This window comes from Pedococcus sp. P1_H8 (assembly GCF_056405175.1).
In genome coordinates this window covers 1-521 of record NZ_JBFUCP010000132.1, presented here as the reverse complement: position 1 = coordinate 521, position 521 = coordinate 1, and the positions used below count along the sequence as shown (strand labels likewise).

Annotated in this window: 1 protein-coding gene; it reads left to right on the top strand. The window is 72.3% G+C overall.

The features are described from left to right. Positions 1-37: 37 nt before the first annotated feature. Positions 38-521: AMP-binding protein (locus tag AC1DYG_RS19225; RefSeq protein ID WP_477641459.1), on the top strand; the 484-nt coding region annotated here is incomplete at its 3' end.

Below are 521 nucleotides of genomic sequence, written 5' to 3'. Positions count from 1 at the left end.
CGGCACGCCGGACGGCTACGCGGGCGTCTTCCGTTACGTGAGTGACCTGTTCGACCGCGCGAGCGTCGAGTCCATGGCGCGGTGGTACGTCCGGATCCTCGCCGAGGTCGTGGCGGATCCGCAGCGGGCGATCGGTGACGTCGAGGTGCTCGACACCGCCGACCTGGAGCGGTCGCTGCACGCACCGAACCGCACCACCGTGCCGCTGCCCGCCGTCACGCTGACACAGCTGATCGACGAGGCGGCCGCCCGCACCCCGCAGGCGCCGGCGTTCACCTTCGAGGACCGGACGCTGAGCTTCGCGGAGTTCGACGACCGGGCGAACCGCCTGGCCCGGCACCTGATCTCGATGGGTGTCGGCCCGGAGCAGCGGGTCGTCCTCGCGGCCCGGCGGTCGATGGAACTGCTGGTGGGCATGTACGCGGTGCTCAAGGCCGGCGGCGCSTACGTGCCGGTGGAYCCGGATCAGCCGGCCGAGCGACTGGCCGCGGTGTTTGCCCTCGCCGAGCCGGTGTGTGTGC